Origin of the sequence: Klebsiella sp. 2-CIP_Kleb., assembly GCF_050378715.1 — a bacterium.
Classification (GTDB): Bacteria; Pseudomonadota; Gammaproteobacteria; order Enterobacterales; family Enterobacteriaceae; genus Klebsiella; species Klebsiella quasipneumoniae.
Genome location: NZ_JBNRLG010000001.1, coordinates 585,949 through 612,274, shown reverse-complemented (window position 1 = coordinate 612,274; position 26,326 = coordinate 585,949). Strand labels below are relative to the sequence as shown.

Genomic DNA, 26,326 nt, shown 5'->3' with positions numbered 1-26,326 from the left:
TCTCAACGGTGGCCATACACGCGCGGGCGCGTGTAGTAATCGATCAGCGGCACGGTAATATTCGCCAGCAGAACGGCAAACGCCACACCGTCCGGGTAACCGCCGAAGCTGCGAATAAGCCACACCAGCAGGCCGGCGAGGGCGCCGTAGATCAGACGTCCGCGGTTGGTTGTCGAGGCCGTCACCGGGTCGGTCAGAATAAAGAAGGCGCCAAGCATGGTGGCCCCGGAGAATAAATGCATCTGCGGCGAGGCCAGACTCTGCGGCGAGAAGATCCAGCCGAGGGTTGCGCACAGGCCAAGGCTGACGAGGAAGCTGACCGGGATATGCCAGCGGATCGCCTTCTGCCACAGCAGGAACAGACCGCCCGCCAGCCAGGCGATGTTCACCCACTGCCAGCCCAGCCCCGCCAGAACGCCGCCGTAAACCGGCAACTGCAGTACCTGCTGGACGCTATGCCCGGCATGCAGGGAGGTTTTGAAAGTATCCAGCGGGGTGGCCTGACTGATGCCGTCGATACCCAGCCGCAGGGTGGCCATGTCGTCTCCGACGGCGGTACGACCGGTGAAGATCATCTGCAGCGTATCGCTGAACGTCGGGATATGGGCGGCAATCTCGTAAGAAGGCAGCCAGGAGGTCATCTGCACCGGGAACGAAATCAGCAGCACGACGTAGCCGATCATCGCCGGGTTGAAAGGGTTATGGCCGAGTCCACCGTACAACTGCTTGGCGATCACTACGGCAAAGGCGGTGCCGAGCGCCACCATCCACCAGGGGGCCAGCGGCGGAATACTCACCGCCAGCAGCAGGCCGGTGAGCAGGGCGGAGTTATCCCTCAGGGTGGCCGCAACAGGCTGTTTGCGCAGTTTGAGAATAGCGGCTTCCGTTGCCCAGGCCGTCAGGGCGGCGAGGACAATCTGCAGGACGGTGCCCCAGCCGAAAAACCACGTCTGGATCACAATACCAGGCACGGCGGCGAGCAGCACCAGCAGCATAATGCGCGAGGTCTGCCGCTGGTTATGGGTATAGGGGGAGCTTGCGATTCTGAAAACCATTTATTCCTCGTTAACTGCCTGCTGTGTTGCTTTGCGCGCCTGAACGCGAGCGATCGCCGCGGCGACGGCCGCTTTGCGTGGGTCGTCATTGGCTGCGGTTGACGCAATATCCGCCTGGGCAGCCTGCTGTTCGGCTTTGCGCGCTTTGGCGCGGGCGATAGCGGCCTCCACCGCGGCCTTGCGCGGGTCGACCGGCTCGGCTGGCGGGGTTTCCGCCGGCGCGGCCTGCTGTTCGGCTTTGCGCGCTTTGGCGCGGGCGATAGCGGCTTCCACCGCGGCCTTGCGCGGGTCGACCGGATCGGCTGCCGGGGCTTCCGCCTGGGCAGCCTGCTGTTCGGCTTTGCGCGCTTTGGCGCGGGCGATAGCGGCTTCAACCGCCGCCTTGCGCGGGTCGACCGACTCGGCTGGCGGGGTTTCCGCCGGCGCGGCCTGCTGTTCGGCTTTGCGCGCTTTGGCGCGGGCGATAGCGGCTTCCACCGCCGCCTTGCGCGGGTCGACCGGCTCGGCCGCCGGGGTTTCCGCCGGCGCGGCCTGCTGTTCGGCTTTGCGCGCTTTGGCGCGGGCGATGGCGGCTTCCACCGCCGCCTTGCGGGGATCGGCTGCGTCGGTCGACGGAGTTTCCGCCGGCGCGGACTGCTGCTGTGCTTTACGCGCCCGGGCTTCGGCCTTCCGCGCTTCGCGGGCGGCAATCGCCTCGCTGTTGTCCGGTTTGGCGCCGGCCTGAATCACGATAGGCTGCGCGGCGTCGCGCTGTTTATCACGTACCCGGGCCAGGGCGGCGTTAATCGCATCCTGATCTTTGGCGGCTGGCTGGACGGCGGCTTTTTTATGCCGCTCGGCGCGGGCCGCTTTCTCACGCTCCAGGCGCGCCTGTCGGGCCTCGAATCGCGCCTTGGCTTCCGCAGCGCGCTGCTCTTCCAGACGAATCGCCGCGATCTCGGCTTTCTCCTGGCGGAAGTACTGCACCAGCGGAATATTGCTTGGGCATACCCACGCGCACGCGCCGCATTCGATGCAGTCCGCCAGATTGTGAGCGGTGGCTTTATCGTGCTGCTGGCCTTTGCTGAACCAGTACAGCTGCTGCGGCAGCAGATCGGCCGGGCAGGCGTCGGCGCAGGCGCTACAGCGAATGCAGCCTTTTTCTTCCTGCGGCTCGCCCATTTCGCTGGCGGAGGGCGCTAACAGACAGTTGGTGATCTTCACTACCGGGACGTCGAGCCCCGGCAGAGTAAAGCCCATCAGCGGGCCGCCCATGATCACCATCGGCTCAGCGCTGGCGCAGAATCCGGCGTCGTTCAACAGATGGCGCACCGGCGTGCCAAGGCGCGCCCAGACATTGCCCGGCCGGGTTACCGCCTCGCCGGTGAGGGTGACCACGCGCTCGGTTAACGGTTCGCCGTCAATTACCGCGCGTTTCACCGCGTAGGCTGTACCGACGTTCTGCATTAGCACGCCAATGTCCGAAGAACGACCGCCGTGCGGCACCTGTTTCCCGGTGAGAATCTGGGTGAGCTGCTTGGCGCCACCGGAGGGGTATTTGGTGGGGATCACGCGCAGCGAAATGCCATGGGCGTCGCAGAGTACCGCCCGCAGCATGGAGATGGCCTGCGGCTTATTGTCTTCAATGCCGATCAGCACCTCGTCAGGCTGCAGAATGTGGGCGAGGATGCGGATCCCTTCGACAATCTGCGCCGCGCAGTCCTGCATCAGGCGGTCGTCCGCCGTGATATAGGGTTCGCACTCGGCGGCGTTAATGATCAGCGTTTTAATTTTATCGCCGCCGCCGCGCAGTTTAGTGCCGGTGGGGAAGCCGGCGCCGCCGAGGCCGGCAACGCCAAACTGGTGGATGCGCTCAATCAGCGCTTCACGTGTGCGGGTCTGGTAGTCGCTCCAGCCGTCGCGTTCGATCCAGCGGTCTTCGCCGTCGGCGTCAATGATCACGCTCATCTCCGCCAGCGCGGATGGATGGGCGGTGGTGTGCGGGGCGATAGCGGCAACGGTGCCGGAGGTGGGGGCGTGAACCGGCAGCATTCTTCCCCAACCGCGGGTTAGCGGCTGGCCGCGCAGCACCCGGTCGCCTACTTTGACGCACAGTTCGCCTTCGGCGCCGATGTGCTGCTTCAGCGGGATCACAAAGCGCTGCGGCAGGGAAACCTGGCGCAGCGGGGTGCCGTTTGACTGGGTTTTCATCTCCGGCGGGTGAATACCGCCGTTAAAATCCCAGACTTTGTCTTTTCGGAAAGCGGAAAATAGCTTAAACATGTTGTTCCACAGGAATATTTCGCACCGGGATCGTGTGCAGATCCCATTTCCAGGTCTCCGGGGTGGTCGCCACCGGAACGAGTGAAATGCACTGGGTCGGGCAGGGGGCAACGCACAGGTTGCAGCCGGTGCATAGGTCGCTCATCACGGTATGCATGGCGCGGGTCGCCCCGACAATGGCATCCACGGGACACGCCTGAATACATTTGGTGCAGCCGATGCAGTTCGGCTCGTCAATCACGGCGAGCATGCGGGCCGGCTCGGCTGCCTGCTCGTCGCCATCGACAGGCTGCGGGTCGACGTTGAGCAAGGCGGCGATTTTTAACATCACCGCTTCACCACCCGGCGCGCAGCGATTAATTTTCTCACCCTGCACGCCCACCGCTTCCGCATAGGGGCGGCAGCCAGGGTAGCCGCACTGCCCACATTGGCTCTGTGGTAACAGTTCATCAATTTTTTCCACCACCGGGTCGTCCTGCACCGCGAAACGGCGCGACGCATACCCCAGTATTAAGCCGAAAATCAGCCCTAACAGGCTGATGGCGATCACGGCTATCCAGACTGCGCTCATTACAACTTCACCAAACCACTAAAGCCCATAAAGGCCAGAGACATTAAACCGGCGGTAATCAGCGCGATGGCATTACCGCGGAACGGCGCGGGGACATCGGCCACCACCAGACGTTCGCGGATCGCCGCGAACAGCACCATCACCAGCGAGAAGCCGACGGCGGCGGCAAAGCCGTACAGCGCCGACTGCAGGAAATTGTGGCCCAGGTTGATGTTCAGCAGCGCCACCCCGAGCACCGCGCAGTTGGTGGTGATAAGGGGCAAAAAGATGCCCAGCAGGCGATAGAGCGCCGGGCTGGTTTTACGCACCACCATCTCAGTGAACTGGACCACCACGGCGATAACCAGAATAAAGGCCAGGGTACGTAAATAAACCAGATTTAGCGGGATAAGGATCCAGGTATCAATCAGCCAGGCGCAAATAGAGGCCAGGGTCATCACGAAGGTGGTGGCGAGCCCCATCCCCATTGCGGTTTCCAGCTTTTTGGAAACCCCCATAAACGGACACAGGCCAAGGAACTTCACCAAAACGAAGTTATTGACAAGGACAGTACCGATAAAGAGCAGTAAATAATCAGCCATCATGCGACCTGAAACGAAAAAAAGCCGCTTATTATCGAATAAAACGATACCGGCGACAACAGGTTAAGTGTGGGGTTATTACGGATTAACAAAGGTCCGTTTTACCCGCTGTGAACGGCGAAAATAGGGCGCCAGCAGCGCGGCGGCCAGCAGCGGAAACAGTAGCTGACGCAGTGCAAGGACATCCGAAACGGGGGAGAAGGCAAACGCCTTTATCGCCAGCAGCAGCGTAATGAGCAGCCAGATAATATAGTGTTTCGGCACCAGCGAGCGCCGCTTGAAAAAGGCGATGGTCAGCCAGAGCGTATAAAACCACATGGCGAGGGCAAACAGCAACGAGGCGACCCACAGCGCCATGTGTCCGGTGCTCATGGCGCGCAGCAGGGCCCAGGTTTGCGGCGACATGAGGGCATTGGCAAAAAACAGCAGCGATAACGAGGCGCTCAGCAGCGCCACCAGCAACCAGGCCAGCGGTGCCAGCAGCCATCCGCCGATGCGTTCCGCAGATTGAGACGTCATGGTTCTCCCCTATTTAACGCCAGTATATAAAAGCAGGCCGGGAAGTATAAGCAACTGGCGTGAAGGATGACAGTCTTACTGCACGAATCGCCAAACGGATTTAGGCACCTGGCCCACATCGAACAATTTACCGCCGGAAACCAGCTCTGCCCGGCGGTGATCGGCGGCGCGATACATATTAACGATCTCTTCGGTGTCAGTCAGGGAGTAGTTAAGGTGATCAAATAGTTTTTCAAGACTTTCCAGCGAACTGATTTTGCGGAATTTTAATAAATAGTCCAGAACGGTCATTTTCGTATCCATTTTATAATCGGAATAATTACGTTGAATATTATCAGCATTCACTAAACCTACTCTCAACCAACGGCGCCTTCTGCCGGGGCCGCGTGGAATGTTTCAGGTTATATAAACCCATGACAAGGGGCAAAGCCAGCCTTGAAGAGCAGGGAGATGTTTAAGAATATTCTAAATCAGACCGGGCGCCGAATGGCGCCCGCAGGAGAAGATTAACGCTGTTCGCCGCGACTGGCAATAACAGATTTGTACCAATAAAAACTCTTCTTTCGTTTCCGTGCCAGATTTTGCTGGTGGTCCACATAGACAAAGCCATATTGCTTTTGATATCCGTTGAGCCAGCTAAGCAGATCGATAAACGACCAGGGATAATAGCCGCGAACGTCAGCTCCCTGCGCCAGCGCCTTTTCCAGAGCGCCAATATGGCTGCTCAGGTAGTCGATTCGCGGATCGTCGACCACCTCACCGGCAATAATCGGGTCTTTCGCTCCCAGCCCATTCTCGGTGATATAGATCGGGATATCGCCATAGCGCGCCTTGATCATCATAATGCCGTCGGTTAGCCCCTGCGGCCAGATCTCCCAGCCCCATTCGGTATAAGTGCTCTGCGGATTACGCACGAAATAGAATAACCCCTCCACGCCAGGCTCGCCGCCGGTGGGGATTTCGGGCGGCTGGGCGGATACCGTTTCCCGACGATAGTAATTCAGACCGATAAAGTCACAGCGGTTGTCTCGCAGCAGCGCGTCGTCGCCTGGAGCAAAGCGCGGTACTCCCCACAGGGCTTGAGTCTGCGCCAGCAGGGCAGCAGGATAGGTGCCTTTTAGCACCGGATCGTACAGCCAGTGGGTATGGATGGCGTCAGCCAGGTCGGTAGCCTGCCTGTCCGCCTCGCTGTCGGTGAGCGGGGTATGCGGCTGCAGCACATTGACGAAACCAATCTCGCCCGCCACGGCCATCTCGCGAAACGCCTTCACCGCCAGCGCATGGGCGATAAACACGTGATGACAGGCCTGGATGGCGCGCGCCGGATCGCGAACGGCCGGCGGATGCAGGCCGTTAATGTAGCCGTGGCCGATAAAGACGATGGTCTCGTTAAAGGTAGCCCACAGCTTCACCCGCGAACCAAAGCGGGCGTAGCACAGGCGGGCGTACTCGGCGAAGGCTTCGGCGGTGCTGCGTGCTTCCCAGCCACCCTCATCCTGCAGGGCCTGCGGCAGGTCCCAGTGATAGAGGGTAATCATCGGCTCAATATTATGCGCCAGCAGTTCATCGATCAGATCGCTATAAAACTGCACGCCTGCTTCATTAATCTCGCCGCGCCCGGTGGGCAGCAGGCGCGGCCAGGAGATGGAAAAGCGATAGCTCTGCAGGCCCATCTCGGCCATCAACGCCACGTCTTCGCGAAAACGGTGATAGTGATCGACGGCGATATCGCCGGTGGTCCCTTCAAAGGTGGTTCCCGGCAGGTGAGAGTAGATATCCCAGATTGACGGTCCCTTACCGTCAGCGTCGTGCCCACCTTCAACCTGATACGCTGCGGTAGCGGCACCCCATAGAAAATGTTGCGGAAAAGCGGCCATGAAAAAACTCCCAGTCTGATGATAGAGGGAGTGTAATCAAAGCAAGGATAACTGTGCAACCGGTTTCTGAAACCGGTTGCACAGTTGCGAAGCGGGTCACTGTTTCACGGCGGCGCTACTTTGTCTGCACCACATCCGCTGGCGGTGGCGACTGGTAGTTATCAATATGGTGCGCGATAACCAAAAGCAGTGCGGAAATCCCAAAAACAATCCAGCCAATAAGTTCTACAATACGAGTAAAAACAGTCGTCATAACACTTCAATATCCTTTGAACACAGTGGGAAATGTTACTCTATGGTCAGCAGATCACAAGGGGTATCTGTCTGATTTTGCACGCATGCGTTAAAACCTTAAGTGAAAAAATGATAAGTTTTATTCACGTTTTGTAAGAATATTCTCATTAGTCAGATATTGACATCAGCTGAATAAGAGAGGCGGTTAAATGAGTGATGCGATCCGGGTGGGGCTGGTGGGCTATGGCTATGCCAGCAAAACGTTTCACGCGCCATTAATCAGCGGCACGCCGGGCCTGGCGCTGACGACGGTCTCCAGCAGCGACGCGGCCAAAGTTCATGCCGACTGGCCTGGCGCGAAGGTGGTCAATGCGGCGGGTGAATTGCTGAACGACCCGGAGATCGATCTGGTGGTCATCGCCACGCCGAACGACACCCACTTCCCACTGGCGAAAGCGGCGCTGGAGGCCGGTAAGCACGTGGTGGTGGATAAACCCTTTACCGTGACACTGTCACAGGCTCGTGAGCTGGAGAGCCTGGCGAAGCACTGTGGCCGGGTGCTGTCGGTATTTCACAATCGGCGCTGGGACAGTGATTTCTTAACGGTCAGAACGTTAATCGACGAAGGCCTGCTGGGAGAGGTGTGTTACTTCGAATCCCATTTCGACCGCTTCCGCCCGCAGGTACGCCAGCGCTGGCGGGAACAGGCGGGGCCCGGGAGTGGAATTTGGTATGATCTCGGACCGCATCTGCTCGACCAGGCGGTGGTGCTGTTTGGTCTGCCGGTGAGCATCACGGTGGATCTCGCTCAACTTCGGCCCGGCGCGCAATCCACCGACTATTTTCACGCGGTGCTGGCCTATCCACAGCGGCGGGTGGTGCTGCACGGCACATTGCTCGCCGCCGCGGAGAGCGCGCGCTTTATCGTCCACGGCTCGCGGGCCAGCTTTATCAAGTACGGTCTCGACCCGCAGGAGGAGCGGCTGAAAAATGGCGAGCGTTTGCCGCAGGAGGACTGGGGGTATGATATGCGTGACGGTACCCTGACCCGCGCCGAAGGCGACGAACGTAGCGAGGAGACATGGCTGACGCTACCGGGCAATTATCCCGCTTACTATGCCGCTATCCGCGATGCGCTCAATGGGGTGGGAGAAAACCCGGTTCCGGCCAGCGAGGCGATTCAAATCATGACCCTGCTTGAGCTCGGTATCGAGTCGGCCCGGCATCGCGCCACGCTCAGCCTTGTGTGAGAGATAGCCCGGCAGCGCGGCTGCCGGGCCGGCTATCAGCCTTTAGCCACCCGCTGAATGAGCGCGGCTTTTTCCTGTTCGCTCAGAAACGCCTGGGTCAGACCATTGATCTGGGCCTGGCGGATCTGCTCCCGGCTCAGGCCCGCCGCCGGCGCCGCCACGGTGTATTCGTGGATAATATCGACCCCCTGGACCGCCGGATCGTCAGTGTTGAGGCTCGCCAGTACGCCGTGCTCAAGGAACTGCTTCAGCGGATGCTGGGCCAGAGAGGGTACGGTACTGGTTTGCACGTTCGAGGTGAGACAGGATTCAATCCCGATGCGGTGCTCGGCCAGATAGTCCATCAGGGCGGGATCCTGTACCGCTTTTACCCCGTGGCCGATACGCTCGGCGCCCAGCTCACGAATGGCCTGCCAGATACTTTCCGGGCCGGCCGCTTCGCCAGCGTGAACGGTGATATGCCACCCGGCATCGCGGGCCTGGTTAAAATGACTAAGGAACAGCGCCCCCGGGAAGCCCAGCTCATCGCCAGCGAGGTCGAGGGCGGTGATGCCATCGCGGTGGGCGAGCAGCGCCGCGAGCTCTTCCTGACAGGCCGCTTCGCCAAAGGTGCGGCTCAAAATGCCGATCAGGCGGGCGTCGACCTGAAAATCGCGGCACCCCTCACGTACCCCGGCGATCACTGCCTCTACCACGCCGTCAACCGGCAACTGGTGGGTCATCGCCATATAGCGTGGGGAGAAGCGCAGCTCCACGTAGTGCAGGCCATTGCGCGCCGCGTCTTCGACGTTCTCATACGCCACGCGACGGCAGGCTTCCAGCGAGGCCAGGACTTTCACCCCCCAGTCGAGCTTGGCGAGAAAACTGACCAGATCGGGCTCCAGGCTGGTGACCTGGACGTGGGGACGCAGCGTGTCAAGGGTGGTAGCGGGAAGGGTGATATTAAACTCGCGGCCAAGATCGAGGATGGTTTGGGCCCGGATGTTACCGTCAAGGTGGCGGTGAATGTCGGTTAATGGCAATGAGGAATCAATCATGGTCGCACTCTTTTTTTAGTTAAAGTGCACGTCATTATACAACATGGGCATAACTGTTTAAAAGCATTGAAAAAATCTATGCGATACAAACAGCTGGGGGCAATCAGGTCATTTTTACGCGCTTTTTGACTGGCCCCTTCAAAACAGGGGCCGAATGTCATGATCGACGCGATCCTGACCAGACAAGAAAAGCACACGCGCTGACCGCGGCACCCGCAAGGCAGACCGCCTGCCATCCCCAGTGGGAATAAAGCTGTGTGGCAACGATAGCCCCTGCCGCGCTACCCAGCGAATAAAAACACATGTAAGCCCCAACCAGGCGGCTTGCTGCTGCAGGCCTGGCGGCAATGATCAGGCTCTGGTTAGAGACATGTACGGCCTGTACCGCAAAGTCCAGCGCAATGACGCCAGCTAACAGCCAGAGCAAAGAGGTTTCAACATAGGCGATAGGCAGCCATGAGAGAGCCAGCAGCGCCAGCGCCAAGCCGGTAGTACGCTGAGCCCATCCCTGGTCAGCCCACTTTCCCGCTCTTGAGGCGGCCAGCACGCCAGCGAGGCCGGCTAAGCCAAACATCCCCGCCTGGGTGTGCGAGAGGGAAAGGGCGGTAAGCGGCATGACCATAGTTGTCCATAGCATGCTGAAGGCGGTGAAGATAAGAAGCGCCAGGATGCCGCGCTTTCTCAGTTGCGGTTCAGTGATATATAGCTGAAACACTGACTTCAATAAGGAAAGGTAGGTGGACTTTTGTGGCTGCGATTGCTTTGAGGGCGAAGGCATGACCTTCCAGACGACACCGGCCATCAACAGCATCATACAGGCAGCCGTGAGATAAACGGCTCGCCAGCCGGCAATATCGGCTATCGCGCCTGAGATAAACCGAGACAACAGGATGCCTGAAACAATTCCGCTGGTCAGGGTACCCACCGCCTGGCCTCGTTTCTGCGGTGTCGCCAGTATTGCCACCCACGCCACCATCAACTGCACCACAACGGCCATCAGGCCAACGATCAGCATGGCGCCAAGCAGAGTGGCTATATTGGGGGATAACCCTGCTACAACTAACGCCGCCGCTGAAAGCAACAGCTGAGTCATCACCACGTATTTACGGTTCAGCCAGTCCCCGAGCGGAACCAGGAACAGTAAGCCAATGGCATAGCCCAACTGCGTAGCGGTGATGACGCCGCCAATCATGCCTGGCGCCACCTTGAGGCTGACCGCCATCGAGTCGAGTAAAGGTTGAGCTGAATAAACGTTGGCTACCGCCAGCGCGCAGGTCAGTGAAAACAACGTCGTTATCCCTGCGGTGAGCATCGCGTCAGGGGCTGACGCGGTTTGAATTCCGTGGCCGGTACACCTGCTTGTCTTATCTTTCATAAGAGACCTTCTATCTGGTTGCTTTTTAAAACTCGTTTACCTATAGAAGTAGCCATAGTGGTTTTTTTTTGCAACTGGTAAAACGGAAGATTAAGCTAGCATTAGTAGACAGATTGATGAGGAGCGCGCAGATGGCAAAACAGGAATCACTCAGAACCAGTGAATGTCCGGTGGCGAGAACGTTGGAATCAATTGGTGAACGCTGGTGCCTGATGATTATCCGCGAAGCATTTGACGATGTACGGAGATTCAGCGAGTTTCAAAAAAATTTAGGGCTGGCCAAAAATATCCTTGCCGCGCGCCTGAAGCACCTGGTCGAGATCGGTATTTTCGAGATTTTACCGGCATCGGATGGCAGCGCATATAAGGAATACGTCCTGACTGAAAAGGGGCGCTCCGTGTTTCCCATTGTTGTGGCGATGCGTCAATGGGGAGAACGTTATATGTTTGAGCAGGGAGAAACCTACTCTGTCCTGCTGGATAACGAACACGGCCAGCCGCTTCAATATCTGGATGTGCGTTCCGCTCAGGGAGATAAATTGCAACCAGGCGACTGTCATCGCCGGCGCGTTGTATCAGATACCAGCGCCGAATAATGTCGTGAAGGGTTTGCGGGATTCTAGTGAGAATACGATCGTACCGCTAAAGGGTTGTGGAACAATCCTGACCTATTTTTTGCGCACTGCTTCTGATGCTAACTCCCCGGACGCGTAACAGTGACCCGCCGCCAGCCGCATAATCATTTACATTTATATTTTATTTGAATGTATTCATGTTACATATTAAATTCTGCTTACTTTATCGACGATGAGGCAGGGATGCGGATGTGGAAAGCGTAATCCATAATAATATTGAGGGTTTTCTGCTGTTGTTATTAAGCATGTGGCCCATTCTGCTGGTGGTATTCGTTGGCGTCGCGATCTCCTTCTATACCATGCTGTTACGCAAAACGGCGCTGGCCTGCCTGCTGTTCGCCGTCGCCATCGGCGCCGCAGGCTGGAGCTTTGCCTGACGCCAGGCCTCAGGGTTTATCCAGCAGGCTCATACTGGAGGTGGCGGCGCCATCATTCAGATTGGACGGCGAATGCCAGTCGCGACCCGCCAGGGCGCTGTCTCCCTGACCACTACTGGCGACGCTGTCCTGCTGCGTCGACAGCGTTGACCCTTCAAGCGCTTCCTCTGCCCCCGACTGGTCGGGCAGAGAACTGCTATACCCGCCATTATTCGAATACGTATCCATACCGTTGACTTCATTCGGCACCGTGTCGGTAGTGGTCCCGTCATCGTTAATGCAAAATGAGCCGCCGATGCCGTTAGGCTGACAGTCCGCGGCGAAAGTCGGGCTGGCCAGCGCGGTCAGCAGCAATAGCGGTAAGCTGATTTTCTTCATTTTCATCTCCATACGCAGCGTGGCCGACAGATGTTCTCAACTATAGAGGGGAGAGCGCGGCGGCAGGTAACAAAAATGTTTAATTTTGTAATAGCGGATGGTATCCGGCGCCCGTTTGCGTGGTCCGGGTGCAGTGGCTCAGCACAATGCGGTAATCAATTGTTAATTCAACGTAAAGGTTAATGAAAATTTAAGAGAAGGCCGCTATGTTGGCACAATCACACTTTCCATTAAGGATATTCCATGCGCGATAAATATTCCGGCCTGCAGATCGGCATCCACTGGCTGGTCTTTCTGCTGGTGGTGGTGGCCTATGCGGCGATGGAGCTGCGCGGATTTTTCCCCCGCAGCGATCGGCCGCTGATCAATATGGTTCATGTTTCCTGCGGAATCACCATTTGCGTGCTGATGGTGGCGCGTCTGCTGGTGCGGCTGAAAATGCCGACGCCGCCGATCGTGCCAAAGCCCTCACCGATGATGACTGGTTTCGCCCATCTCGGCCATCTGATTATCTATCTGCTGTTTATCGGCCTGCCGCTGATTGGCATGGTAATGATGTACTGGCGCGGGAATCCCTGGTACGCCTTTGGCCTGACGATGCCGTATGCTCCGCAGAGCGATTTTGAGCGGGTGGACACCCTGAAAGCGATCCATGAATGGTTAGCGAACGCCGGTTACTTCGTGATTGGCCTGCATGCCTTTGCTGCGCTGCTCCATCATTACTGGTGGAAAGATAATACCCTGCTGCGAATGATGCCCCGTAAGCGCTGAAGGGTTTGCTTCAACATTCAGACCCCGTCCCGAGACGGGGTTTTTTTTGCCTTTGTGGTGAATAAAATATAGTATACTCCCCTATATGATACGGAGGCGTTATCGTGCCACATTCACCTGAAGATAAAAAACGGGCGCTCAGCCGCGTACGACGCATCCGCGGCCAGGTTGAAGCCCTTGAACGCGCGCTGGAGTCCGGCGAGCCCTGTATGACCATCCTGCAGCAGATCGCCTCGATTCGCGGGGCGGCAAACGGTCTGATGGGCGAAATGGTGGAGATCCACCTGCAGGACGAGCTGGTCAGCGGCGACACCACCCCGGACCAGCGGGCCGCGAGAATGGCAGAGGTCGGTCATCTGCTACGATCCTATTTAAAATAACATCACGACGAGGAAGAGACAGTTATGAAATCACGCGCAGCAGTGGCCTTTGGCCCCGGTCAGCCGTTAAAAATCGTAGAGATTGACGTCGCGCCGCCGAAAAAAGGCGAAGTTCTGGTGAAAATCACCCATACCGGCGTGTGCCATACCGATGCTTTCACCCTTTCCGGCGACGATCCGGAAGGGGTCTTCCCGGCGGTGCTGGGCCATGAAGGCGGCGGCGTGGTCGTGGAAGTGGGCGAGGGCGTCACCAGCCTTAAGCCGGGCGATCATGTCATCCCGCTGTATACCGCCGAATGCGGCGAGTGCAAATTCTGTAAGTCGGGTAAAACCAATCTCTGTCAGGCGGTGCGCGCTACCCAGGGCAAAGGGCTGATGCCGGACGGCACCACCCGTTTCTCGTATAACGGCGAACCGATTTATCACTACATGGGCACCAGCACCTTCAGCGAATACACGGTCTGCGCTGAGATCTCGCTGGCGAAAGTCAATCCGCAGGCGCCGCTGGATAAAGTGTGTCTGCTGGGCTGCGGCGTGACCACCGGTATCGGCGCGGTGCACAACACGGCGAAGGTTAAGGCCGGGGATACCGTCGCGGTCTTTGGTCTGGGCGGCATCGGCCTGGCGGTGATCCAGGGCGCTGTGCAGGCGCAAGCCGGGCGCATTCTGGCAGTCGATACCAACCCGGATAAGTTCACTCTCGCTAAAGAGATGGGGGCTACCGACTTTATCAACCCCAACGACTACGATAAGCCGATTCAGGATGTGATTGTTGAGCTGACCGACGGCGGGGTGGATTTCAGCTTCGAGTGCATCGGTAATGTCAATGTGATGCGCGCGGCGCTGGAATGCTGCCATAAGGGTTGGGGCGAGAGCGTCATTATCGGCGTGGCCGGCGCCGGGCAGGAGATCAAGACCCGTCCGTTCCAGCTGGTGACAGGCCGCGTGTGGCGCGGCTCCGCCTTTGGCGGCGTGAAAGGCCGTAGCCAGCTGCCGGGAATGGTGGAAGACGCGATGGCGGGTAAAATTCGCCTCGACCCGTTTATTACTCATCGCCTGCCGCTGGAGCAGATTAACGAGGCCTTTGACCTGATGCATGAAGGCAAATCGATTCGCACCGTGATCCACTTTGGCGACCAGTAATCGCTAACGCGCAAGGCGTTTCGGCAACAGCATAAAAGGGCCCGGATGGGCCCTTTTGCTTAAGTCAATCAGTGATGGTCAGGGAGCGCGTAGGCGATAATGTAATCGCCGCGATCCGGAGACTGACGGGCGCCGCCCGCATTGATAATGATGTACTGTTTACCGGTTTTCGGCGACACGTAGGTCATCGGGCCTGACTGGCTGCCAACCGGCAGACGGGATTTCCAGATCTCCTTGCCGTTAGCGGTATCAAAGGCGCGCAGGTAGAAATCCTGAGTGCCGGCGAAGAACAGCAGCCCGGACTGCGTCGCCAGCGACGCGCCAAGGGTCGGCATACCGATCGGAATCGGCATGTGCATGCGGATCCCCAGCGGCCCGGTATCTTCTACGGTACCTACCGGCACCTGCCACACCAGTTTCCCGGTTTTCAGATCCACCGCGGACATGGTGCCGAACGGCGGCTTCTGGCACGGAATGCCCAGCGGCGACAGGAAACGTTCGCGCATGGCGCCAAACGGCGTGCCTTCCATCGGCACGATGCCCATCTCGATGCCGCTGGCGTCTTTCGCCACCTTCTCGCGCGGCACCATATAGTTGGCGAGACCCAGACGCATATCGTTAACGAACATCAGGCTGTTGTTGGGATCCACCGAGACGCTGCCCCAGTTCATGCCGCCAAGCGAGCCCGGGAACTGCAGGGAGCGGTCTTCCCCCGGCGGGGTAAAGACGCCCTGATGGCGCATCTCTTTGAACTGGATACGGCACAGCAGCAGGTCGATCGGCGTCGCTCCCCACATATCGGACTCGGTCAGCGTCTGGTTACCGATCATCGGCATTCCCACCGAGTAAGGCTGCGTCGGCGAGTAGCGCTCGCCTTTGACATTGCCCACCGGCACCGGCCGCTCTTCCACTTTCGCCACCGGCTCGCCGGTTTCGCGGTTGAGCATAAAGATCATGCCCTGCTTGCTGGTCTGCACCAGCACCGGGGTGGTGCCGCCCTTGCCGTCAGGCAGATCGTACAGCAGCGGCTGAGACGGCAGGTCAAAGTCCCACAGGTCGTGGTGGGTGGTCTGGAAGTGCCAGCGTACCTGGCCGGTAGCGGCATCCACGGCGACGATGGAGGAGCTGTATTTATCGTCCAGCGCGGTTCGTTCGCCGCCAAAGAAGTCAGGCGTAGCGTTACCGGTCGGCAGATAGATCAGGTTCAGCTTCGCGTCGTAAGACATCGCCGACCAGACGTTCGGCGTGCCGCGCGTATAGGTCTGGCCCTCCGGCGGTACGCCGGTCAGCGCCGGATTACCCGGATCCCACGCCCAGGCCAGTTTACCGGTGTGGACGTCAAACGCACGGACCACCCCCGGCGGTTCGCCGGTAGAGTAGTTATCCGCGACGCGGCCGCCGACCACCACCACATTACCCGCGACCAGCGGGGTGGAGGTCTGCTGATAGTAGCCTGCTTTGACTTCGCCCATCCCGACGCTAAGGTCGACAATACCGCGATCGCCGAAGCTCTCGCACAGCTTGCCGGTGTCGGCATCAATGGCGATCAGGCGGGCATCGATCGTCGGCAGGAACAGACGACGGGAGCAAGCGGCAGGCTGAGCGCCTGACGCTGGCGTCGTCTGCGCCTGGCTATCTTCGTAATAGCCTAAGCCGCGGCAGCGCTGCCAGTTAGGCGAAGAGGATTTGGAGTCATAGCGCCATTTCTCTTTGCCGCTGTCGACATCCAGCGCCAGCACTTTGCTGTAAGGGGTACAGACGTAGAGGGTATCGCCAATCTGCAGCGGGGTATTCTGATCTTCCGCGCCGGAGCCATTGCTCTGTGGGATATCGCCAGTATGCGCCACCCAGGCTACCTGCAGCTGGTTGACGTTTTGCTTGTTGATTTGATCCAGGGCGGCGAAGCGGTCGCCGTGGGTGGTGTTGCCCCAGTGCGCCCAGTTTTTCTGCTCTTCGCCCGGCGCGACGGGTTTCACCGGCACCGCTTCCGTGGCGCTGACCAGCGGTTCGGATTTAAACATCCAGCCAAAGCTTCCCGCCAGCGCCACGGCGAGCACGGCGGCGATGGCAAAAGCCGGGCCTTTTTTCGTCGGCGAGCTGGCAAGGAAAGGCCAGACCAGGGCGGCGAGGAAGGCCAGCACGCCAAGGGCGAACAGACGCGAGAAGAGCGGCCAGAAGTTCCAGCCAGCGTCGCCGATCGCCCAGATCACCGAAGCGATAAACGCCACGGCGTACAGCAGAATACCCCCGCGGCGGCGACGGAAAATCAGCACCGCCGCGATAACCATCACCACGCCCATCAGCGCGAAGTACAGCGTGCCGCCGACGAGAGCCAGTTTTGCCCCCAGAATACCGATAGCCAGACCGATGATGAGCATCAGTCCGGCGAGAAGCCACTGCAGGATCCGGGGGAATCCGCGCGGCGCGTTGCCAGTTGTCATGAAATCTCCTTAACCACACCAGCCACCTCAGTGCGAACCAAATGAAACAAAGTTATTTTGTTTTATTTTTGAATGAAGTGGTTTGTATCTTCATAAAGCCAAATTTATTGCCTGTTTTGATTTCGTATGAACCATTTGGTGAAATCGCGATATGATAGATCTGTTAAAGAAATTTGCGCAAATGTTAATAAATAATTTCGCACTAAATGATTATTTTGCTGAATGTGACGCAGTCAGCGTTGGCTCCCCGGCCGCTACGGGCCGGGGGATCAGCGGATCAGGCAGGCATTGATTTACGAATAGCGCTGAGCAGGGTTTGTGTCCCGGGGGTCAGCGTCGCATCGACGCGGGTTAGAATGCCGATGGGCTCCCCGGCGCCCTGGGTGGCAATCGGCAGGGCGGTCAGTACGCCACGGCGAAGATCGTCTTTCACCGCCCCGGAAGGGACGAACCAGACATAGTCAAAATCGACCGTCAGCTGGCGCGACAGTGAAGCGGAGAGGGTCTCGATGCAGCCGGCGGGCATTTTACAGCCCTGGCTCTGGAGCAGCGCTTCGGCGTTTTGCCGCGGCACGGTGCCCTTTGGCGAGACCACCACCGGCCACTCCATCACCCGACTGAGGGTCACGGTCTCCTGCAGCAGAGGATGTCCCGGGCGTACCACCAGCTTAAGGGATTCCAGGAACAGCAGTTCGTAATGCAGCCCGCTCATCAGCTCCGGATCGGACATCCGTCCGATGCCGATGTCGATCTCCCCGGATTTTAACCCGGCGAGCAGCATGGTGTTGTTCATGGTGGCGACCTGCAGCGTGATATCTTTTTGCTGCTTATGGAACTGGCCGATCACCGTCGGTAGGATCCCCAGCGCGGCGGTAGGCAGCGCGCCGATGCGCACGATATCGTTATTCAGGCCCTCTTTACGGTTCAGCGCCTGGCCCGCCGAGTTAAGGGCATCAAGCACTTTCACGGCATGAGTCAGAAACTGTTCCCCGACCAGGGTCAATTGCGCCCCCAGACGTCCCCGCTCAAACAGACGGGTACCGGTCAGCTGTTCAAGCTCGTTAAGCGTTTTTGAAAGTGCTGGCTGGCTCAGATTTAAAGTTTCAGCCGCGCGCCCCAGCGTTCCCTGTTGAGCGACGGCCACGAAGGTGTGTAGATGGCGCAAGCGAATGCGCTGACTGAAGAGACCATTTTTTTCCATAGTAAGATGATGTTAAAAACACAGCGGTGAAAGAGACAAGCGGCCTTGTTTAAATTTGATAACCAGATAGCAAAATATTATTAACATTTGAGCTGATTACATTACAAGATCTTTCCCTATGGTTTAACACGCCGTCGCCCCGGCTGTGCGGGGCGACGGCGGTGGTCAGCATGGCCGCTAGATATCGAAAAAGACGGTTTCGTTCTCGCCCTGCAGATAAATGTCGAAACGATAGACCACTTCCGCACCGCGAACCTCGCGCTCGGCGATTAAGGTTTTGCGTCTCACCTCCCATTCGATGAGATTCAGCACCGGGTCGCTGGCATTGGCCTCGTGCTCATCGGCGAAATACATCCGCGTATTCAGGCCAATGTTGATCCCCCGCGCCACCACCCACAGATTGACGTGCGGCGCCATCAGACGGCCGTCGCGGCCAACCACCGCGCCGGGCTTGATGGTTTCAAAGCGCCAGACGCCGGAGGTGAAGTCAGAGCAGGTGCGCCCCCAGCCGCGAAAGCCTGGGTCGACCGCTTTCTGCTGCTGACGGTCCTCAGGATGGTTATAGCGTCCCGCGGCGTTAGCCTGCCAGATCTCCAGCAGCACGTCGCGGACCGGGGTCCCGGAGCCGTCGATAACCCGGCCTTCAATGGTGATCCGTTCCCCGACCGTATCGGCGGTGGTGAGAACCGAACCAAAATTTTTTTCAAAAATATGAAAACCCGCCGCGTCCGGTGCCAGACCGATATGAACATAGGGTCCCGCAGTCTGCGAGGCGGTTTCAGGCAGATACTCTTTCATCGGGCGGCCCCCTGAGTGCGATTTTCAAACAGCGTGGCGCGATGGCCGCGCAGAACAAGGTCGAAGCGGTAGGCCAGACAATCCAGCGGCACGGCGGCGTGCATGTCCAGCTCGGCGATCAGGGTGCGCACGGCGTCGTCATTATTAATGGTCCTGACGATCGGGCACTGCTTGATCAACGGGTCGCCTTCGAAATACATTTGGGTGATCAGGCGCTGGGCCCAGGCGTCGCCTGAAAGCGAGAAATGAATATGCGCCGGACGCCAGTCGCTGGCCTGGTTGCGCCAGGGGTAGGGGCCGGGCTTGATGGTGCGAAAACAGTAATAACCGTTCTCGTCGGTCAGCACCCGACCGCAGCCGCCGAAGTTCGGGTCAATCGGCGCCAGATACTGATCTTTTTTATGTCGATAGCGGCCGCCGGCATTGGCCTGCCACACTTCCACCAGGGTGTTTTTCATTGGTCGGCCGAAACCATCCCGCACATAGCCGTGCACAATGATCCGCTCGCCAATCGGCAGGCCTTCTTTGGCATAGTTAAGGATAAGGTCATTATCCAGTGGTCCCAGGTCGTCGCGGCTAAACACCGGGCCGGTGATCTCTGACAGCGAGTTCTGCAGGGAGATTAGGGCGTTTTTCGGGGAGCGCAGGACGCTGGTTTTATAGCCCGGGGCGTAAGCGGGCGGGTGACTACTGTAATCGCGATGGATAACCTCGCGCGGGGACCATTTATCGTTCATCGGGTACTCCGTATAGAGGGTAGAGAGGCATGTTGTTGTAATGTCGCCAGAAACAGTGTGTGTAAATATATTGTTAATTTAAAGTGAAATTACCGGGTGTTTTTCATAACCGTCGGTTATGCCCTGCGCCATGCCCATTACCGTAAGCAGGTTATCGCCATCACAGTTTGTAAATTCTTCCCCCCGCCGGGAGGCAGCTTTCCTACACTCCAGGAAGTATTCACTGGAGGTAACACATCATGGCGAACACCATCACGGCTGATGAGATTCGGGAGCAGTTTTCGCAGGCCATGTCGGCCATGTACCAGCAGGAAGTTCCGCAGTACGGGACGCTGCTGGAGCTGGTGGCTGACGTCAACCTGGCGGTACTGGAAAATAATCCGAAGCTGCATGAACAACTGGCCAACGCCGACGAGCTGGCTCGCCTGAACGTTGAGCGCCACGGGGCGATCCGCGTGGGCACAGCGGAGGAACTGGCGACGCTACGTCGCATGTTTGCCATCATGGGGATGTATCCCGTCAGCTATTATGATCTTTCACAGGCCGGCGTGCCGGTTCATTCCACGGCGTTTCGTCCTGTCGACGATGCCGCGCTGGCGCGCAATCCGTTTCGGGTTTTTACCTCGCTGCTGCGTCTGGAGCTGATCGAAAACCGCGCTCTGCGTGAGCGAGCCGAGGCGATCCTCGCCCGGCGCAACATATTCACTCCCCGCTGTCTGGCGCTGATCGCCCGGCACGAGGCCGAAGGGGCGTTCACCCCTGCGGAAGCCCGCGAGTTCGTGCAGGAGGCGCTGGAGACCTTCCGCTGGCACCGGCATGCCACCGTCGATGAGGAGACCTACCACGCGCTGCATCGCGAGCATCGCTTGATTGCCGATGTGGTCTGCTTCCCGGGATGTCATATCAACCACCTCACGCCGCGGACGCTGGATATTGACCGCGCGCAGGCCCTGATGCCGGAGTGCGGCATTGAGCCAAAGGCCCTGATCGAAGGTCCGCCGCGCCGGGAGGTACCGATCCTCCTGCGACAGACCAGCTTCAAGGCGCTTGAGGAGCCAGTAATGTTCGCCGGCGAACACCGCGGCACTCACAGCGCCCGCTTCGGCGAAATTGAGCAGCGCGGCGTGGCGCTGACGCCAAAAGGACGCGCGCTATACGACCGATTGCTGCAGGCAGCAGGGACCGGCAAAGACAATCTCAGCCACCAGCTGCATCTGCAGGAGGTATTCCGCGAATTTCCCGACAGCGAATTTCTGCTGCGTCAGCAGGGGCTGGCCTGGTTTCGCTACCGCCTGACGCCGGCTGGCGAGGCCCATCGCCACGCGTTTCGCCCGGGCGACGATCCCCAGCCGCTGATCGAGCGCGGGTGGATAGTGGCCCAGCCTATCGTCTATGAGGATTTTTTACCGGTCAGCGCGGCGGGCATTTTTCAGTCCAATCTGGGTAACGAAACCCAGGCCCGCAGCCACGGGAATGCCAGCCGCGAAGCCTTTGAAGCGGCGCTGGGTTGTCCGGTGCAGGATGAATTTGAACTGTACCAGCAGGCGGAGGAGCGCAGCAAACGACGTTGCGGTCTGCTGTAAAATCAGTAACCTGCTGGCATCAGCCTTACAGGGAGCAGGTTATGCAACATCCGTCGAAACCGCTGGCGAAAACCCGGCAGGGCACGCTGGCCGGGAGTGCAGAGCAGGGGATCCATATCTGGCGCGGCATTCCGTACGCCGCGCCGCCCGTGGGGCCGCTGCGCTGGCGCGCGCCGCAGCCTCCCGCCCGCTGGCCGGGCGTGCGTCAGGCCGACGCTTTTTCCGCCGCCAGCTGGCAGGACATTGACTACTGCCGCGAACTTGGCGGCGGGGATCCCGGTCGCTTCAGCGAAGACTGTCTCTATCTCAACGTCTGGGCCCCCGCCAGCGCAGCGCAGCCGCTGCCGGTGATGGTCTGGCTGCACGGTGGCGGGTTTACCATCGGCGCCGGTAGCCTGCCGCCTTACGATGGCCTGGCGCTGGCCAGCCGCGACGTGGTGGTGGTGACGGTCAACTACCGTCTGGGCCACCTCGGCTTTTTCGCCCACCCGGCGCTGGAAGAAGAGGCGGGCGAGCGGCTGTATAACTTCGCGCTGCTCGACCAGATCGCCGCCCTGCAGTGGGTCCAGGAAAACATTCACGCCTTCGGCGGCGACGCCGCCAACGTCACGCTGTTTGGCGAATCCGCCGGGGCGCGCAGCGTGCTGTCGCTGATGGCCTCGCCGAAAGCGAAAGGGTTGTTCCATAAAGCGATTATTCAGAGCGGGTATACCTTACCCGATCTGCCGCGGGAAAAGGCGCTGGAGAAAGGCCGTCTGCTGGCGGAGCATTTCGCCTTACCACAGGCCAGCGCTGAGCAACTGCGGGCAATCCCGGCGGAGGCCTTCTGGTCGCTTTCCGCCCCGCTGAATATCGGGCCAGCGCCCATTGCAGGCGATATCGTGCTCCCGCAGCCGATGCTGGAGACCTTTTTTGCCGGGCGCCAGCATCCGATGCCGGTGATCATCGGCTCCAACAGCGATGAAGCCAGCGTGATGGCGGTGTTTGGCGTCGACATCGCCGGGCAGATCCAGAAACTGCGCCGTGAGCGCCGTCTGGGTCTGGGACTGATCAAACTCCTCTATCCCGGCGTAAAAGGCGATGAAGCGCTGGGGCGGGAAGTCTGTCGGGATATGGCGTTTACCACCCTCGGCTATGTTGTGATGCAGGCCCAGCAGCGCGTGGGCCAGCCGTGCTGGCGGTACTGGTTCGATTATGTCGCGGAAGCGGAACATGACGCCTATCCGCACGGCGCCTGGCATGGCAACGAGGTGCCCTACGTGTTTGATAACCTGCGGCTCACCGACCCGGTGCGGCAGTATGCCAGTGAAGCGGATCTGGCCTTCGCCGCTCAGGTCGCTGACTACTGGGTCCAGTTTGCCCGCGTCGCCAGCGGCGAGCAGGTGCTTGCCGGCGCGGTGCGCTGGCCGGCGTGCCTGCGCGGACGGGATCGTTTGCTGCGCATTGGCCTGCATAAGCGTGCCGGGTTTAAAGTGGAGAATCGCTTTATGCGCGCCCGGCTGGCGCTGTTTCGCCGGGTGATGAAGCACCACGTGACCCTCGAATAAAGGGGATGGGGGCGGCTCAGCGGGGCACGCCCCTGCTGCAGGCCGCGGGTGGCTAAGAAACGGCCCGGCGATGAGACAGGGCGCCGGGAGAGTGCTGTCCGCTTTGTTTAAGGCGGGTTTGCGTTAGAAATTGCGCTCTCCCTCCGCCGGCGATGAAAAAACAGCCTGTTCTGGTAGACAGGGCTTTTTTACCGTTTTTCTGCTGGCAACAATTGGATTATTAATCGTTTTTGTCTAGAGTGGGCGGAAATTATCACGCAGCGTGATGACGCGTTGCGAATCATTTCACCCGTGCAGAAGGACGCTTTCTCAGGCATGAACCGCAGACGTTTTCTTAAATCTTCCATGGCTGTTGCCGCCGTATGCGGAACGTCAGGAGTCGCTTCCTTATTCAGTCAGGCCGCGTTTGCTGAAGACGCGGGCATTGCCGACGGGCAGACGCGTCGGTTCGATTATGCCGTGCTGCAGGCGATGGCCCACGATCTGGCGCGCCAGCCGTGGGGCGGGGCACCGCGCGATCTGCCGCCGACGCTGGCCAATCTCACCCCGCAGGCTTATAACAGCATTCAGTATGACGCTAACCACTCGCTATGGAACAACATTGAAGAACGCAAACTGGATATCCAGTTTTTCCACGTCGGGATGGGGTTCCGTCGCCGCGTGCGCATGTTCTCTTTAGACGCCGCCACCCAGCAGGCGCGCGAGATCCACTTCCGTCCGGAGCTGTTCAAGTACAATGACGCCGGGGTAGATACCCGCCAGCTGGAAGGACAGTCCGACCTCGGCTTCGCCGGGTTCCGGGTATTTAAAGCACCTGAGCTGGCGCGCCGGGATATCGTGGCGTTTCTCGGCGCCAGCTATTTTCGCGCGGTAGACAGCACCTACCAGTATGGCCTGTCGGCCCGTGGGCTGGCGGTGGATACCTTTACCGATACCCCGGAAGAGTTCCCCGATTTCACCTCTTTCTGGTTCGAAACGGTCAAAGGGGACGCCACGGTCTTTACCGTTTACGCCCTGCTCGACAGCCCGAGCATCACTGGCGCCTACAAGTTCACCATCCACTGCCAGGATACCCAGGTCATTATGGACGTCGAGAACCATCTCTACGCCCGCAAGGATATCAAACAGCTGGGGATCGCGCCGATGACCAGCATGTTCAGCTGCGGCAACAACGAGCGTCGGATGTGCGATACCATCCACCCGCAGATCCACGACTCCGATCGGCTGTCGATGTGGCTGGGCAACGGCGAATGGGTCTGCCGGCCGCTGAACAACCCGCAGAAGCTGCAGTTCAACGCCTTCCAGGACAAGAACCCGCGCGGCTTTGGTCTGCTGCAGCTGGACCGTGATTTTTCCCACTACCAGGACGTGATGGGCTGGTATAACAAGCGTCCCAGCCTGTGGGTTGAGCCGCGTAACCAGTGGGGCAAAGGGGCGGTCAGCCTGATGGAGATCCCGACCACCGGTGAAACGCTGGATAATATCGTCTGCTTCTGGCAGCCGGAAAAGGCAGTGAAGGCGGGCGACGAACTCGACTTCCGCTACCGTCTCTACTGGAGCGCACAGCCGCCGGTCAGCACACCGCTGGCGCGTGTGCTCGCCACCCGCACCGGGATGGGGGGCTTCCCGGAGGGATGGGCGCCGGGCGAACACTACCCGGACAAGTGGGCGCGTCGTTTTGCCATCGACTTTGTTGGCGGCGATCTGAAAGCGGCCGCGCCGCGCGGTATTGAACCGGTGATCACCCTCTCCAGCGGCGAAGCGAAGCAGATTGAAATCCTCTACGTCGAGCCGTTCGATGGCTACCGGATCCTCTTCGACTGGTATCCGACTTCCAACTCGACCGACCCGGTGGAGATGCGTCTGTTCCTGCGCTGTCAGGGAGAAGCCATCAGCGAAACCTGGCTCTATCAGTACTTCCCGCCGGCGCCGGATAAACGTAACTACATTGACGACCGGATCATGAAATAACCCCGTGACAGCCGTGGCCCCAGGCACCCCCTGCGGGCCCGTAGAGAGCCCCATGACCACAGACATTCCAGCAGTACCGGAGTCGATCCCGGTGACCGAGGCGCTGACGCTTATCGCCATTGATGAACGCTACGTCAGCGACCTGCACCAGCTGGTGGTGAAAAACCAGCGCTGGCTACAGCAGTCGCTCAGCTGGGCCGGCGAGGTGCGCAGCGAAGAGGAGACCCGCCGCCATGTGCAGGGTAACGTGATGCTGCATCAGCGGGATTACGCCAAAATGTTTTTGCTGTTTCTCGAAAAGCGGCCGATTGGCGTTCTGTCGTTCAACCAGATCGAGCCGCAGAATAAGACGGCCTATATTGGCTACTGGATCGATGAGGATCACCAGGGGCAGGGGTATCTGTCCCGTTCCCTGCAGGCCTTTATCCACCACTATGCCCGCAGCGGGCTGGTGCGCCGGTTTGTGATCAAATGTCGGGTGGCGAATACCCGCAGCAACCAGGTGGCGTTGCGTAACGGGTTTGTTCTGGAAGGCTGTCTCCGACAGGCCGAGTATCTGAACGGCAGCTATGACGATCAGAATATCTACGCCCGTATTATTGACCGCGACGAGGCGCTACAGGGCGCCTAACAGCGGCGTTCGGGTGATCTGCTGTTGGCCGCCGAGGGTCTTCGGGCCGCGCAGGTGAATGGCTTCTCCTTCCCGTGCGGCGATTTGCACCTCGTCCCCAAGAGTGACCTGGTGCTCAACGATCACATCGCCGACGATGACAGCCCGCCCCTGGATCAGCACGTCATCATCAAGCAGAATCGGTCCACCGCGCAGCTGCGCCTCGCCGCCCACCATCGCCCGATGCTTTAGCAGACAGTTGCCTTCAATCACCGCATTCTCCGCGACCTGCGAGCTGTAGCGCACGGTGGGAATGGCGTCCTCACCGCGTCCCGCGATCAGACGGGCATGCCCGTAAATCCGCGCGTTATCGCACACCCAGACGTCGTTCTCCTCGTTTCCCTCGAGCCTGGCATGGTCAAAGACTTCCGCCCGATGTTCGACAAAAGCGTGTTCGACGAAGGCCTCGCCATAGATCTGCGCTTGGTGGAGAATGCGCGACGCGCTGACGGTGGCTCGCTGATAAATCTGCAGCACTTTGTCGCGATCGGCGGTCAGCCCACGGGCGGCAATGACTTGACAGTGGGGCAGAAGACGAGCCTCATCGGCGAGGCGACAGTAGCCGCGCACCAGACTCTGGCTAATCGTGACGTTGTCACCAATCTGCGCGTGATGGCTGACCTGCGAGGCGTGAATGGATGCCCGTCCGCTGATGATAGCCCCATGGCTGACCACGCAGGGGCCATTGAGTCGGGCATCGTCGAGGATGCGCGCCCCGGCGAAGACCACGCTATTGGCATCGTAGATCCAGCACTCTCCCTGCTGGCTGAGGGCGCTTTCTTCATCCACCCAGCCGCCTTCGCTGCCCGCTTTGACGTCAGCGAAATCGATAAGCGCCACGATCTGGCGCAGGGTGACGCACTGTTTACCATCCTCTTCCTGGTAACAATACTGCCGGGTCTGTTCGCTGAGACGGTATTTACGCATTCCCGA

The 26,326-nt window shown here is 59.3% G+C and carries 26 protein-coding genes; 10 read left to right on the top strand and 16 right to left on the bottom strand.

The window, feature by feature from the left end; genetic code table 11:
• Nucleotides 1–2: 2 nt before the first annotated feature.
• From rsxD to blr, 8 genes are all read right to left on the bottom strand, one after another.
• Nucleotides 3–1,055: an electron transport complex subunit RsxD gene (rsxD, locus tag ACQUTP_RS03025; RefSeq protein ID WP_285754861.1), complete on the bottom strand. Its 1,053-nt coding sequence runs from the start codon at nucleotides 1,053–1,055 to the stop codon at nucleotides 3–5.
• Complete coding sequence (gene rsxC, locus ACQUTP_RS03020; protein WP_371349491.1) at nucleotides 1,056–3,317, bottom strand: electron transport complex subunit RsxC; 2,262 nt, start codon at nucleotides 3,315–3,317, stop codon at nucleotides 1,056–1,058.
• Nucleotides 3,310–3,888, bottom strand: coding sequence for an electron transport complex subunit RsxB (gene rsxB, locus ACQUTP_RS03015; RefSeq protein ID WP_004202846.1), 579 nt, complete (start codon nucleotides 3,886–3,888; stop codon nucleotides 3,310–3,312). Before rsxB ends, rsxC begins: the two co-directional genes overlap by 8 nt.
• Nucleotides 3,888–4,469 (bottom strand): electron transport complex subunit RsxA, encoded by a 582-nt coding sequence (gene rsxA / locus ACQUTP_RS03010; protein WP_002907658.1) that lies wholly within the window; start codon nucleotides 4,467–4,469, stop codon nucleotides 3,888–3,890. Before rsxA ends, rsxB begins: the two co-directional genes overlap by 1 nt.
• Nucleotides 4,470–4,547: 78 nt before the next feature.
• On the bottom strand, nucleotides 4,548–4,988 hold the full coding sequence (locus ACQUTP_RS03005; protein ID WP_004202845.1) for a DUF2569 domain-containing protein: 441 nt from the start codon (nucleotides 4,986–4,988) through the stop codon (nucleotides 4,548–4,550).
• Between the two features lie 75 nt (nucleotides 4,989–5,063).
• A complete protein-coding gene (gene ydgT, locus ACQUTP_RS03000) occupies nucleotides 5,064–5,279 on the bottom strand; it encodes a transcription modulator YdgT (protein WP_004202843.1) in 216 nt (71 codons plus the stop codon).
• Nucleotides 5,280–5,494: 215 nt separating this feature from the next.
• Nucleotides 5,495–6,865 carry a GH1 family beta-glucosidase gene (locus ACQUTP_RS02995; RefSeq protein WP_060655927.1) on the bottom strand — a complete coding sequence of 457 codons (1,371 nt, stop codon included), beginning with the start codon at nucleotides 6,863–6,865 and terminating at the stop codon, nucleotides 5,495–5,497.
• 115 nt (nucleotides 6,866–6,980) lie between these two features.
• Complete coding sequence (blr, locus tag ACQUTP_RS02990; RefSeq protein ID WP_012541534.1) at nucleotides 6,981–7,118, bottom strand: division septum protein Blr; 138 nt, start codon at nucleotides 7,116–7,118, stop codon at nucleotides 6,981–6,983.
• A 190-nt stretch (nucleotides 7,119–7,308) separates the two neighbouring features.
• Here blr and ACQUTP_RS02985 point away from each other — a divergent pair, with 190 nt between their 5' ends.
• Nucleotides 7,309–8,349: an oxidoreductase gene (locus ACQUTP_RS02985; protein ID WP_065904391.1), complete on the top strand. Its 1,041-nt coding sequence runs from the start codon at nucleotides 7,309–7,311 to the stop codon at nucleotides 8,347–8,349.
• Nucleotides 8,350–8,384: 35 nt separating this feature from the next.
• Here ACQUTP_RS02985 and add read toward each other — a convergent pair whose 3' ends face one another.
• Both add and ACQUTP_RS02975 read right to left on the bottom strand, forming a co-directional pair.
• On the bottom strand, nucleotides 8,385–9,386 hold the full coding sequence (gene add / locus ACQUTP_RS02980; RefSeq protein WP_004202835.1) for an adenosine deaminase: 1,002 nt from the start codon (nucleotides 9,384–9,386) through the stop codon (nucleotides 8,385–8,387).
• Nucleotides 9,387–9,543: 157 nt separating this feature from the next.
• Nucleotides 9,544–10,698 (bottom strand): MFS transporter, encoded by a 1,155-nt coding sequence (locus ACQUTP_RS02975; protein ID WP_183474466.1) that lies wholly within the window; start codon nucleotides 10,696–10,698, stop codon nucleotides 9,544–9,546.
• A gap of 194 nt (nucleotides 10,699–10,892) precedes the next feature.
• Between ACQUTP_RS02975 and ACQUTP_RS02970 the strand changes: the two genes are divergently transcribed.
• Together ACQUTP_RS02970 and ACQUTP_RS02965 are read left to right on the top strand one after the other, a co-directional pair.
• Nucleotides 10,893–11,357 carry a winged helix-turn-helix transcriptional regulator gene (locus ACQUTP_RS02970; RefSeq protein ID WP_023318421.1) on the top strand — a complete coding sequence of 155 codons (465 nt, stop codon included), beginning with the start codon at nucleotides 10,893–10,895 and terminating at the stop codon, nucleotides 11,355–11,357.
• A 230-nt stretch (nucleotides 11,358–11,587) separates the two neighbouring features.
• Nucleotides 11,588–11,773, top strand: coding sequence for a hypothetical protein (locus ACQUTP_RS02965; RefSeq protein ID WP_004202827.1), 186 nt, complete (start codon nucleotides 11,588–11,590; stop codon nucleotides 11,771–11,773).
• 9 nt (nucleotides 11,774–11,782) lie between these two features.
• Here the strand turns inward: ACQUTP_RS02965 and ACQUTP_RS02960 are convergent, their stop codons facing one another.
• Nucleotides 11,783–12,151: a hypothetical protein gene (locus ACQUTP_RS02960; RefSeq protein ID WP_004202826.1), complete on the bottom strand. Its 369-nt coding sequence runs from the start codon at nucleotides 12,149–12,151 to the stop codon at nucleotides 11,783–11,785.
• 243 nt (nucleotides 12,152–12,394) lie between these two features.
• On the opposite strand from ACQUTP_RS02960, the gene cybB reads away from it, so the two are divergent.
• The 3 genes from cybB to ACQUTP_RS02945 all read left to right on the top strand — a co-directional run bounded on the left by cybB (nucleotide 12,395) and on the right by ACQUTP_RS02945 (nucleotide 14,445).
• Nucleotides 12,395–12,922 carry a cytochrome b561 gene (gene cybB / locus ACQUTP_RS02955; protein WP_032456162.1) on the top strand — a complete coding sequence of 176 codons (528 nt, stop codon included), beginning with the start codon at nucleotides 12,395–12,397 and terminating at the stop codon, nucleotides 12,920–12,922.
• A gap of 104 nt (nucleotides 12,923–13,026) precedes the next feature.
• A complete protein-coding gene (locus ACQUTP_RS02950) occupies nucleotides 13,027–13,302 on the top strand; it encodes a metal/formaldehyde-sensitive transcriptional repressor (protein ID WP_004202822.1) in 276 nt (91 codons plus the stop codon).
• A gap of 24 nt (nucleotides 13,303–13,326) precedes the next feature.
• Nucleotides 13,327–14,445 carry an S-(hydroxymethyl)glutathione dehydrogenase/class III alcohol dehydrogenase gene (locus ACQUTP_RS02945; RefSeq protein ID WP_004202819.1) on the top strand — a complete coding sequence of 373 codons (1,119 nt, stop codon included), beginning with the start codon at nucleotides 13,327–13,329 and terminating at the stop codon, nucleotides 14,443–14,445.
• Between the two features lie 68 nt (nucleotides 14,446–14,513).
• Here the strand turns inward: ACQUTP_RS02945 and ACQUTP_RS02940 are convergent, their stop codons facing one another.
• From ACQUTP_RS02940 to pcaH, 4 genes are all read right to left on the bottom strand, one after another.
• Nucleotides 14,514–16,886: a glucose/quinate/shikimate family membrane-bound PQQ-dependent dehydrogenase gene (locus tag ACQUTP_RS02940; RefSeq protein ID WP_004202818.1), complete on the bottom strand. Its 2,373-nt coding sequence runs from the start codon at nucleotides 16,884–16,886 to the stop codon at nucleotides 14,514–14,516.
• 277 nt (nucleotides 16,887–17,163) lie between these two features.
• Complete coding sequence (locus ACQUTP_RS02935) at nucleotides 17,164–18,087, bottom strand: LysR substrate-binding domain-containing protein (protein WP_004143800.1); 924 nt, start codon at nucleotides 18,085–18,087, stop codon at nucleotides 17,164–17,166.
• A 177-nt stretch (nucleotides 18,088–18,264) separates the two neighbouring features.
• On the bottom strand, nucleotides 18,265–18,885 hold the full coding sequence (gene pcaG, locus ACQUTP_RS02930) for a protocatechuate 3,4-dioxygenase subunit alpha (protein WP_080846796.1): 621 nt from the start codon (nucleotides 18,883–18,885) through the stop codon (nucleotides 18,265–18,267).
• The gene (pcaH, locus tag ACQUTP_RS02925; protein ID WP_004202816.1) at nucleotides 18,882–19,622 is read right to left on the bottom strand and encodes a protocatechuate 3,4-dioxygenase subunit beta; all 741 of its coding nucleotides are present in this window, start codon (nucleotides 19,620–19,622) and stop codon (nucleotides 18,882–18,884) included. The genes pcaG and pcaH overlap by 4 nt, the downstream gene beginning before the upstream one ends.
• Before the next feature lie 239 nt (nucleotides 19,623–19,861).
• Here pcaH and hglS point away from each other — a divergent pair, with 239 nt between their 5' ends.
• From hglS to rimL, 4 genes are all read left to right on the top strand, one after another.
• The gene (gene hglS / locus ACQUTP_RS02920) at nucleotides 19,862–21,205 is read left to right on the top strand and encodes a 2-oxoadipate dioxygenase/decarboxylase HglS (protein ID WP_023318417.1); all 1,344 of its coding nucleotides are present in this window, start codon (nucleotides 19,862–19,864) and stop codon (nucleotides 21,203–21,205) included.
• Nucleotides 21,206–21,246: 41 nt separating this feature from the next.
• On the top strand, nucleotides 21,247–22,752 hold the full coding sequence (locus tag ACQUTP_RS02915; RefSeq protein WP_023318416.1) for a carboxylesterase/lipase family protein: 1,506 nt from the start codon (nucleotides 21,247–21,249) through the stop codon (nucleotides 22,750–22,752).
• Nucleotides 22,753–23,067: 315 nt separating this feature from the next.
• The gene (locus ACQUTP_RS02910; protein ID WP_049003833.1) at nucleotides 23,068–24,723 is read left to right on the top strand and encodes a glucan biosynthesis protein D; all 1,656 of its coding nucleotides are present in this window, start codon (nucleotides 23,068–23,070) and stop codon (nucleotides 24,721–24,723) included.
• 52 nt (nucleotides 24,724–24,775) lie between these two features.
• Complete coding sequence (gene rimL / locus ACQUTP_RS02905; RefSeq protein WP_004202802.1) at nucleotides 24,776–25,354, top strand: 50S ribosomal protein L7/L12-serine acetyltransferase; 579 nt, start codon at nucleotides 24,776–24,778, stop codon at nucleotides 25,352–25,354.
• On the opposite strand, the gene ydcK is transcribed toward rimL, so the two are convergent.
• Nucleotides 25,340–26,320: a YdcK family protein gene (ydcK, locus tag ACQUTP_RS02900; protein ID WP_004202800.1), complete on the bottom strand. Its 981-nt coding sequence runs from the start codon at nucleotides 26,318–26,320 to the stop codon at nucleotides 25,340–25,342. The genes rimL and ydcK overlap by 15 nt on opposite strands.
• Nucleotides 26,321–26,326: the final 6 nt, after the last annotated feature.

Bases quoted from the DNA above. Each gene is read 5' to 3' on its own strand.
- ACQUTP_RS02915 (WP_023318416.1), top strand. From the start codon at position 21,247: ATGCAACATCCGTCGAAACCGCTGGCGAAAACCCGGCAGGGCACGCTG.
- ACQUTP_RS02945 (WP_004202819.1), top strand. From the start codon at position 13,327: ATGAAATCACGCGCAGCAGTGGCCTTTGGCCCCGGTCAGCCGTTAAAA.
- rsxA (WP_002907658.1), bottom strand. From the start codon at position 4,469: ATGGCTGATTATTTACTGCTCTTTATCGGTACTGTCCTTGTCAATAAC.
- hglS (WP_023318417.1), top strand. From the start codon at position 19,862: ATGGCGAACACCATCACGGCTGATGAGATTCGGGAGCAGTTTTCGCAG.
- rsxD (WP_285754861.1), bottom strand. From the start codon at position 1,055: ATGGTTTTCAGAATCGCAAGCTCCCCCTATACCCATAACCAGCGGCAG.
- ACQUTP_RS02985 (WP_065904391.1), top strand. From the start codon at position 7,309: ATGAGTGATGCGATCCGGGTGGGGCTGGTGGGCTATGGCTATGCCAGC.
- ydgT (WP_004202843.1), bottom strand. From the start codon at position 5,279: ATGACCGTTCTGGACTATTTATTAAAATTCCGCAAAATCAGTTCGCTG.
- ACQUTP_RS02975 (WP_183474466.1), bottom strand. From the start codon at position 10,698: ATGCTCACCGCAGGGATAACGACGTTGTTTTCACTGACCTGCGCGCTG.
- ACQUTP_RS02935 (WP_004143800.1), bottom strand. From the start codon at position 18,087: ATGGAAAAAAATGGTCTCTTCAGTCAGCGCATTCGCTTGCGCCATCTA.
- ACQUTP_RS02995 (WP_060655927.1), bottom strand. From the start codon at position 6,865: ATGGCCGCTTTTCCGCAACATTTTCTATGGGGTGCCGCTACCGCAGCG.
- ACQUTP_RS02910 (WP_049003833.1), top strand. From the start codon at position 23,068: ATGAACCGCAGACGTTTTCTTAAATCTTCCATGGCTGTTGCCGCCGTA.
- ACQUTP_RS02960 (WP_004202826.1), bottom strand. From the start codon at position 12,151: ATGAAGAAAATCAGCTTACCGCTATTGCTGCTGACCGCGCTGGCCAGC.
- ACQUTP_RS03005 (WP_004202845.1), bottom strand. From the start codon at position 4,988: ATGACGTCTCAATCTGCGGAACGCATCGGCGGATGGCTGCTGGCACCG.
- rsxC (WP_371349491.1), bottom strand. From the start codon at position 3,317: ATGTTTAAGCTATTTTCCGCTTTCCGAAAAGACAAAGTCTGGGATTTT.
- pcaH (WP_004202816.1), bottom strand. From the start codon at position 19,622: ATGAACGATAAATGGTCCCCGCGCGAGGTTATCCATCGCGATTACAGT.
- ACQUTP_RS02940 (WP_004202818.1), bottom strand. From the start codon at position 16,886: ATGACAACTGGCAACGCGCCGCGCGGATTCCCCCGGATCCTGCAGTGG.
- ydcK (WP_004202800.1), bottom strand. From the start codon at position 26,320: ATGCGTAAATACCGTCTCAGCGAACAGACCCGGCAGTATTGTTACCAG.
- rsxB (WP_004202846.1), bottom strand. From the start codon at position 3,888: ATGAGCGCAGTCTGGATAGCCGTGATCGCCATCAGCCTGTTAGGGCTG.
- blr (WP_012541534.1), bottom strand. From the start codon at position 7,118: ATGACGACTGTTTTTACTCGTATTGTAGAACTTATTGGCTGGATTGTT.
- rimL (WP_004202802.1), top strand. From the start codon at position 24,776: ATGACCACAGACATTCCAGCAGTACCGGAGTCGATCCCGGTGACCGAG.
- add (WP_004202835.1), bottom strand. From the start codon at position 9,386: ATGATTGATTCCTCATTGCCATTAACCGACATTCACCGCCACCTTGAC.
- cybB (WP_032456162.1), top strand. From the start codon at position 12,395: ATGCGCGATAAATATTCCGGCCTGCAGATCGGCATCCACTGGCTGGTC.
- ACQUTP_RS02970 (WP_023318421.1), top strand. From the start codon at position 10,893: ATGGCAAAACAGGAATCACTCAGAACCAGTGAATGTCCGGTGGCGAGA.
- pcaG (WP_080846796.1), bottom strand. From the start codon at position 18,885: ATGAAAGAGTATCTGCCTGAAACCGCCTCGCAGACTGCGGGACCCTAT.